Raw genomic sequence first — 8,383 nt, forward strand, 5'->3', positions numbered from 1 at the left:
AATCGATGTTCACGTTCGGCACCCGGTCCGCCTCGGCGATGCCGGCGATGGCGCGCGCCTGCTTCACGCGCGCCGCGGCGGCGGCGAGGTTGGCGTTGGCGGCGGTGGCTTCATCGACCAGGCGGTTCAGCGTGGCGTCGTTGAAGACCTTCCACCATTCGCCGCGCGCCTGTGCTTCGGCTGGTTCCGCCGGTTTCCACTTGCCGGCGTCAACCGCGGCTTCCTTGAAGCCGGATGGGACTTCGACCTGCGGATCCTTGAGTACCGGCGCCGCGCATCCCGCGAGCACCAGCGCCGCCACCATCGGCAGCAGGGAGGTTTGCAATTGGCGGATCATCACACTACTCCTTCCGGACGCACATTGTTATGTTGAACGACAGCCGGGACATGTTTTTCAAAGCGCTGCGCGAAGGTGCGCAGCAGTACATAGAACACCGGCGTCAGGAACAGGCCGAACAGCGTCACGCCCAGCATGCCGGAGAACACCGCGACACCCATCGCATGGCGCATCTCGGCGCCCGCGCCGGTGGACAGCACCAGCGGCACCACGCCCATGATGAAAGCGATCGAGGTCATCAGGATCGGTCGCAGACGCAGGCGGCAGGCTTCCAGCGCGGCCTGCACTACCGTGCGGCCGTGGTGTTCCAGCTCGCGGGCGAACTCGACGATCAGGATCGCGTTCTTGGATGCGAGGCCCACCAGCACGAACAGCGCAATCTGCGTGAAGATGTTGTTGTCGCCGCCGGTCAGCTTCACACCGAGCAAGGCGCACAGGATGGACATCGGCACGATCAGGATCACCGCCAGCGGCAGGGTCCAGCTTTCATACTGCGCAGCCAGCACCAGGAACACCAGCAGCACGCACAGCGGGAAGATCACGACCATGGTGTTGCCCGCCAAAATCTCCTGGTAGGTCAGCTCGGTCCACTCGTAGGTGACGCCCTTGGGCAGCACTTCCCTGGCGATGCGTTCCATTGCTGCCTGCGCCTGCCCGCTCGAGAAGCCGGGTGCGGCCGCGCCGTTGATGTCGGCGGACACGTAGGCGTTGTAGCGCTGCACGCGGTCCGGGCCGTAGCTGTCCTTCACCTTCATCAGCGACGACAGCGGGATCATCTCGCCCTTGCTGTTGCGCACCTTCAGCTGCGCGATGTCGTCCGCGTGCGATCGGTACGGCGCATCCGCCTGCACCTTCACCTGGTAGGTGCGGCCGAACTGGTTGAAGTCGTTCACATACAGCGATCCGAGGTTGATCTGCAGCGTCTGGTAGATGGTCGCCAGCGGCACGCCAAGCTGCTTGGCCTTGGTGCGGTCGATGTCGGCGAACAGTTGCGGCACGTTGATCTGGTAGCTGGAGAACACGCCCGCCAGCTCCGGTGTCTGCCATGCCTTCATTTGCAGCGCCTGCACCGCCTCATACAGCTTGTCATAGCCGAGGTTGGCGCGGTCTTCCACCATCAGCTTGAAGCCGCCGATGGTGCCGAGACCGTTCACCGGCGGCGGCGGGAAGACCATGATGAACGCATCCTCGATGCCGCCCAGCTTCTGGTTGATCTGCTGTGCGATGGCAGCACCCGATAGTTCTGGCGATTTGCGCTGGTCGAAGGGCTCCAGCGTGAAGAACACGATGCCCGCGTTCGGCGCGTTGGTGAAGCCGTTGATCGACAGGCCGGGGAAGGCGACGGAATCCTTCACGCCCGGCACCGACTTCGCGATGTCCGACATGCGGCGGATCACGGCGTCGGTGCGGTCGAGCGAAGCGGCATCCGGCAGCTGCGCGAAGCCGACCAGGTATTGCTTGTCCTGGCCCGGCACGAAGCCGCTGGGCACCGCCTTGAACACGAACACCGCCGCCACTGATAGCAGCGCGTACACGACCAGCGCCGCGCTCTTGCGGGTCAGCACCTGTTTCACGCCGCCTTCATACTGGTTGGAGGCGCGTCCGAAGGCGCGGTTGAACCAGCTGAAGAAGGAACCGAACACCTTGTCCATGCCGCGCGTGAGCGCATCCTTCGGCGCGTCGTGCGGCTTGAGCAGCGCGGCGGCCAGCGCCGGCGACAGCGTGAGCGAGTTGAACGCGGAAATCACGGTCGAGATGGCGATGGTCAGCGCGAACTGCCGGTAGAACTGGCCGGACAGGCCGGACACGAAGGCGATCGGCACGAACACCGCGCACAGCACGAGGGCAATCGCGATGATGGGGCCGCTGACTTCCTTCATCGCCTGCACGGTCGCGTCGCGCGGCTTCATGCCATAGCTGATGTTGCGCTCAACGTTTTCCACCACCACGATCGCGTCGTCCACCACGATGCCGATCGCCAGCACCAGGCCGAACAGCGACAGCGTATTGATCGAGAAGCCGAAACCGAGCAGCACCGCGAAGGTGCCGACGATGGACACCGGCACCGCGACCAGCGGAATGATGGACGCGCGCCAGGTTTGCAGGAACACGATCACCACCAGCACCACCAGCGCGATCGCTTCGAGCAGGGTCTTGATCACCGCGCGGATGGATTCGCGCACGAATTGCGTCGGGTCGTACACCACGCTGTAGTCGACGCCCTCGGGGAAGTCCTGCTTCAGTTCTTCCATCTTGGCGCGCACATCGGACGAGAGTTGCAGCGCGTTCGCGTTCGGCGCCTCGAACACGGCGATGGCCGCGGCCGACTTGTTGTTCAGCAGCGAACGCAGCGCGTAGTCGGTGGAACCGAGCTCGATGCGCGCCACGTCCTTCAACAGCGTGACCGAGCCGTCGGCGCCGGTGCGCACGATGATGTTGCCGAACTCTTCTTCCGACTTCAGGCGGCCCTGGGTGTTGACGGTCAACTGGAACTCCGCGCCCTTGGACGGCGCGGCGCCGATCACGCCGGCGGCAACCTGCACGTTCTGCTCGCGGATCGCCTGCACCACGTCGGAGGCGGTCATGTTGCGCTGGGCCACCTTCTGCGGATCGAGCCAGACGCGCATCGCGTAATCGCCGGCGCCGAACAGCAGCACCTCACCCATGCCCGGGATGCGGGACAGCTGGTCCTTGATGTTGAGCACCGCGTAGTTGCGCAGGTAGACGTCGTCATAACGGCCGTTGGGCGAGGACAGGTGCACCACCATGGTCAGGTTGGGTGAACTCTTGACGGTGGTGACGCCGATCTGGCGCACTTCCTCCGGCAGGCGCGGCAATGCACGCTGCACGCGGTTCTGCACCTGGGTTTCGGCCTGCTCGACGTTGGTGCCGATCTTGAAGGTCACGGTCAGCGCCAACGCGCCGTCCGACGTCGCCTGCGAGGACATGTAGAGCATGTTCTCGACGCCGTTGATCTGCTCTTCGAGCGGGGCGGCGACGGTTTCGGCGATCACCTTCGGATTGGCGCCGGGGTAGACAGCGCGCACGACGACCGAGGGCGGCACGACATCGGGATATTCCGAGATCGGCAGCTTGAAGAGGGCCAGCACGCCGGCCACGAAAATGAGGATCGACAGCACGGCCGCGAAGATCGGGCGATCGATGAAGAATCGGGAGAAGTTCATGGTGTTCTCTCTGGGTACGTTTCAGAAGCGAGAGCGATCCCGCTCCCTCTCCTTGTGGGAGAGGGATTCCGTATGTCAGGTCAGGGGGGAGCTACCTTCCGGGATTCAGGATTTCGCCTGGCTTTGATCGGCCTTCAAGTCGGCTTTTGACTCGGCCTTCGCCGGTTGTTTGCTGGGATCCGCATCCATCGGCACCATCTGCGCCGTCACCGGCGCACCCGGCCGTACACGCTGCAGACCATTGACGACGATCTTCTCGCCCGGCTGCAAGCCTTCACGCACCACCCGCAATCCATCGACGACGGGGCCCAGCTTGACCGGACGGTATTCCGCCTTGCCTTCGCCGTTCACGACGTAGACGAACTTGCGGTTCTGGTCGGTGCCGATCGCGCGCTCGTTGATGAGGGCCGCGGTGGTCTCGCCGCCGGTGCCGTTGCCGCTTGCCAGTTGGACGCGCGCAAACAGGCCCGGAGCGAGTTGGTTGCCGGCGTTCTTCAGCACGGCGCGCATGCGCACGCTGCCGGTCGCCGGGTCGACGCGGTTGTCGACAAATTCCAGTTTGCCTTCATGCGGGAAGCCTTCTTCGTTCGCGAGGCCGATGCGCACCGTGACCGGTGTGCCCTTGCGCGCCATCGCGCCGACCCGCAGCCAGGATTGCTCGTCGCCGTCGAAGCTGGCATAGATCGGATCGGCCGAGACCACCGAGGTCAGCACCACGTTGCCGTCGACCAGGTTGCCGGTGGTGACTTCCGCCTTGCTGACGCGGCCGTTGATCGGCGAGTGCACCTTGGTGAAGCCGAGGTTCAGCTTCGCCGCTTCATAGGCGGCCTGTGCGGCGCGGGCGGTGGCGTCGAGTTCCTTCACGCTGGATGCCTTTTCGTCGGCTTCGCGCTGGGCGATGGCCTTTTCGGCAACCAGCTTTTCGGCGCGCGCCAGTTCCACCTTCGCCAGGTCGGCCTTGGCGCGCGCGGCGAGCGCGGCGGCTTCGGCGCGGCTGGCTTCGGCTTCATAAGGACGCGGATCGATGACGAACAGCACGTCGCCCTTCTTCACTTCCGCACCCGGTTTGAAATTGACCGAGGCGATGAAGCCCGACACGCGCGGACGGACCTCGACATGTTCGACGGCTTCCAGGCGGCCGGAGAACTCCTGGGTTTCCATCACCGATTTCTGGATCACCTCGGCAGCCGAGATGGGCGGGCCGCCGGCCTGCTGCTGGCCGAGTTCCTGCGCGTTCGGCTTGCCGCAGGCGGACAGCACGAGTGCGGCGATTGCGCTGGCGGCGACGGCGGATAGGATGGGTAATTGCCTCATGGTGTTCTTCCTCATGCAGTTGTTTTTCGTGAGCTTCGACCTTCCAGTCGTGGGAGGGTCAAGCGATTTTTTATTGCAGGCCGTCAATGAATGCCGCGATTTCCTGCAGCACGTTTTCCTTCCGTGCACAGCTGCATCGCGCATCGGGCGCTTCCAGTTCGATCGGCGGCAGGCGCCGCACCGTGGCCGGGATGCCGGCCGCAGTCAGTTTCATGCCGTATTGCTCGGCCTCGTCGCGTAGCGGATCGTCATCCGCCGACAGGATCAGCGCCGGCGGCAAACCCTTCATGCGGCTCGACTGCATCGGACAAGCGTATGGATGCGTGCGGTCCAGTGCGCGCGGCAGGTAATCGCGGTAGCCGGCCGCGCAGGCGTCCGCTGCGCGTGCCGCGCCGCCCTGTCCGGCGACCGAGCGCATCGAGCAGGTCGTCAGGCCGGGATCGAGCATCGGCATGATCAGCAGCTGTGCGCTCAATGCCGGGCCGCCGCGGTCGCGCGCTACCAGCGATGCCACGGCGGCCAGGTTGCCCCCGGCCTCGATGCCGGCGGTGAGCAAGCGCTTGCCATCCCAGCCGAGCCGCGTGCGGTTGCGTACCGCCCACTTCAGCACGGCGTGCGCGTCTTCCACCGCGGCGGGGAACGGGCTTTGCGTCGCCACCGTATAAGACGTGGCAAGCACCCGGTATCTGGTGCGCGCCGCAAGGGCCATCGCAAAACCTTCGGCTTCCTCCAGTTCCACGGTCACGAAGCCGCCGTACGGAAAGAACACAATCAGCCCGGAAGCCGGCGCGTCCGGCGGCGTGTACAGGCGTGCTTCAAGCTTGCCGTGCGCGCCCTGCGCCGCCAGGTTCTTCACCTTGACGCCGGTTGCCGCTGGATTGGTAGTGTCATTCGTAGCCATGGAACGCACTATAAGTGCTTACAAAATATGAATAAACAGCAATAATTCGAATTGACTGTTCAGGAATTTGAACAATACTGATGAAGCGCGCCTTCAAGGAGGAAGTCGATGGACAAGCTGCAGGCAATGGAAGTCTTCGTAAAGGTGGTCGATGCCGGCGGCTTTACGCGCGCGGCGGACAGCCTCCAGCTGCCGAAGGCGACGGTATCGACCCTGGTGCGCAACCTGGAGACCGCGCTGTCGGTGAAGCTGCTCAACCGCACCACGCGCCAGGTCAGCCTGACCGCCGACGGCGCCGCCTATTACGAGCGCTGCGTGCGCATCCTCGGCGAGGTGCGCGATGCCGAGGATTCGCTGTCCAGGACCCAGGCCAGCCCCGGCGGGCGGCTGCGCATTGATGTGCCGACAGCGCTCGGGCGCCATATGCTCATGCCAGCGCTGCCGCAATTCCTCGCGCGCTACCCCGATATCCAGCTCGAAGTCGGTTGCAGCGACCGGCCGGTGGACCTGATCGAGGAGGGCGTCGACCTCGCGGTGCGCGGCGGTGTACTGGCCGATTCCTCCCTGATTGCGCGGCGCATCGGGATGCTGCATTTCGTGACCTGCGCGGCGCCCTCCTACATCGCGCTGCATGGCCGTCCGCAGCATCCGAACGACCTGCAGCAGCATGAATGCGTGAACTACTTTTCGGCCAAGTCCGGCAAGATCTTCGAATGGGACTTCGCGCGCGACGGCGAACGCCTGCAGATGCGCGTGCCCGGCCGCATCGCCGTCAATGACGCCAATGCCTACATGACCGCCACGCTGTCCGGCATGGGCATCGCGCAGATGGCCGCTTTCGTGATCTGCCCCCACCTGCAGGCCGGCGAACTGGAACTGATCCTGGAGGACTGGACCATCGACCCCGTCCCGGTGCATGTCGTGTATCCACAGAACCGCCACCTGTCGGCCAAGGTGCGCGTGTTCGTCGAGTGGATTGCCGAGCTGTTTGCCGACCATCCGGCGATGCACATCCGCGCCGGCCGTTGCCCGCTCACGCAGGAAGGGCTGGCCGCTTCGGTCGCCGAGCAGGCAGTGCAGAAGGCGAGCGACCCCGTACCCTCGGTTGTTCGGTAAGGGCGTTCCTTGCCTCTTTGTTACCGTTTGTTGTTGATTTTTGGTGGAAAAGCTCTAACCGGTCGCGCATCGGTGCCGAGCGGTTGCTCTCGGACAACTGCGTCGGTACCATGCGGCATACAACAAATATACGAGGATGAGGAGATGAAGCATTCCCCTACGGTATCCCGGCATCCGGGACGCCGCTTTCGTCCTGTCCGCAGGGCCTGAAGCGGCATGGAATTCCCGGCCCACCTGAATATCAACCAGCGCATGCAGCGGCTGCCCCGGCGCCGTGTGGCGCTCGGGCTCGGCCTGTGCGCGGGTGCGGCGGTGCTTGCGGCACCCTACCTTCCCGGCTGGCTGCTCCTGGTGCTGGCCGCCGCGGTCGCGGTCGCTACCCGCGCGGTCATCAACACGCCGGCCCTCGTCAACGACAGCGCGGTGCGCGAGTCCGAGCGCAAGTTCCGCAACTTCGTCGAACAATCCCTCGTCGGCCTCTACGTCGTGCAGGACGGCGTAATCGCCTATGCCAACAGCAAGACCGCCGAGCTTCTCGGCTACGACAGCCCCGAGCAGCTGATCGGTACGCCGCTGACCAAGCTTACCTATCCGGACGACCTCGCCGTCCTCGAGGAAAACCACCGCCGCCGCCTTGCCGGCGAGGTGACGAGCATCCGCTATACCTATCGTGCGATGCGCCGCGATGGACGCGTGATCTGGGCCGATGTGCACGGCAGCCGTTGTATCTACGAAGGCCGCCCGGCGGTGATGGGTGTGGCGCTCGATGTCAGCCAGCAAGTCGCCTTCGAGCACCAGTCGCGCCTGGCCAACCGCGTGTTCGACTCTGCCAGCGAAGGCATTGTCATCACCGACGCGGAATGCCGCATCGAAGCGGTCAATCCCGCCTTCACCCGCATCACCGGTTATGGCGCGGACGAAGCGGTCGGCAAGCTGTCGCGCATGATGACCGGCACCGGCGCGGAGCTCAACCAGGAGATGCTTTCCAACCTCGCCAACAGCGGCCACTGGCAGGGCGAGATGCGCGACCGGCGCAAGAACGGCGACTGGTATCCCGCGTGGTTGTCGATTTCGACCGTACGCGATGCGGACCGGAACATCACCAACTACGTCGGCGTGTTCACCGACAACACCCGCCGCAAGGAAGACGAGACGCGCCTGCAATTCCTCGCCAGCCACGACAGCCTGACCGGGATGTGGAACCGCAGCGGCCTGATGAACAAGTTTGCGCTCGAGATCGAACGCGCGCGTGCCACGGGCAAGCAGCTGGCGCTGCTGTTCATCGACCTCGACCGCTTCAAGACCGTCAACGACACACTCGGCCACCTTGCCGGCGACCAGCTGCTGGTGGCGGCGGCGGGCCGCATGCGGGCGCAGCTCAAGCCATACGATACGGCTGCGCGCCTCGGCGGCGATGAATTCACCGTGCTGCTGGAAGACCCGCCCTCGTCCGGCGCGGCAGCCGACCTCGCGGAACGCCTGATCGCGACGATGGCGCAGCCCTTCGCCATCGGCGGGCAGGAGATGTTC

Annotated in this window: 5 protein-coding genes and 1 pseudogene; 2 read left to right on the forward strand and 4 right to left on the reverse strand. The window is 64.8% G+C overall.

Translation table 11 applies throughout. The features are described from left to right. The 4 genes and pseudogenes from AYR66_RS28740 to AYR66_RS04985 form a co-directional block, all read right to left on the reverse strand. A pseudogene (locus AYR66_RS28740) lies at window positions 1-337 on the reverse strand (efflux transporter outer membrane subunit); the annotation flags it as partial. Then, complete coding sequence (locus AYR66_RS04975; protein WP_088706602.1) at window positions 337-3,522, reverse strand: efflux RND transporter permease subunit; 3,186 nt, start codon at window positions 3,520-3,522, stop codon at window positions 337-339. The gene AYR66_RS04975 and the pseudogene AYR66_RS28740, both read right to left, overlap by 1 nt. Before the next feature lie 105 nt (window positions 3,523-3,627). Continuing rightward, the gene (locus AYR66_RS04980; RefSeq protein WP_234814764.1) at window positions 3,628-4,836 is read right to left on the reverse strand and encodes an efflux RND transporter periplasmic adaptor subunit; all 1,209 of its coding nucleotides are present in this window, start codon (window positions 4,834-4,836) and stop codon (window positions 3,628-3,630) included. Window positions 4,837-4,906: 70 nt separating this feature from the next. Then, on the reverse strand, window positions 4,907-5,737 hold the full coding sequence (locus tag AYR66_RS04985; protein ID WP_088706604.1) for an alpha/beta hydrolase: 831 nt from the start codon (window positions 5,735-5,737) through the stop codon (window positions 4,907-4,909). A gap of 108 nt (window positions 5,738-5,845) precedes the next feature. Here AYR66_RS04985 and AYR66_RS04990 point away from each other — a divergent pair, with 108 nt between their 5' ends. Then, complete coding sequence (locus tag AYR66_RS04990; RefSeq protein WP_088706605.1) at window positions 5,846-6,853, forward strand: LysR family transcriptional regulator; 1,008 nt, start codon at window positions 5,846-5,848, stop codon at window positions 6,851-6,853. Window positions 6,854-7,069: 216 nt separating this feature from the next. Then, window positions 7,070-8,383 (forward strand): sensor domain-containing diguanylate cyclase (locus AYR66_RS04995; protein ID WP_141104167.1); only part of this gene is annotated, 1,314 nt, incomplete at its 3' end.

The sequence above is a fragment of the Noviherbaspirillum denitrificans genome (genome assembly GCF_002211445.1).
GTDB classification, from domain to species: Bacteria; Pseudomonadota; Gammaproteobacteria; order Burkholderiales; family Burkholderiaceae_D; genus Noviherbaspirillum; species Noviherbaspirillum denitrificans.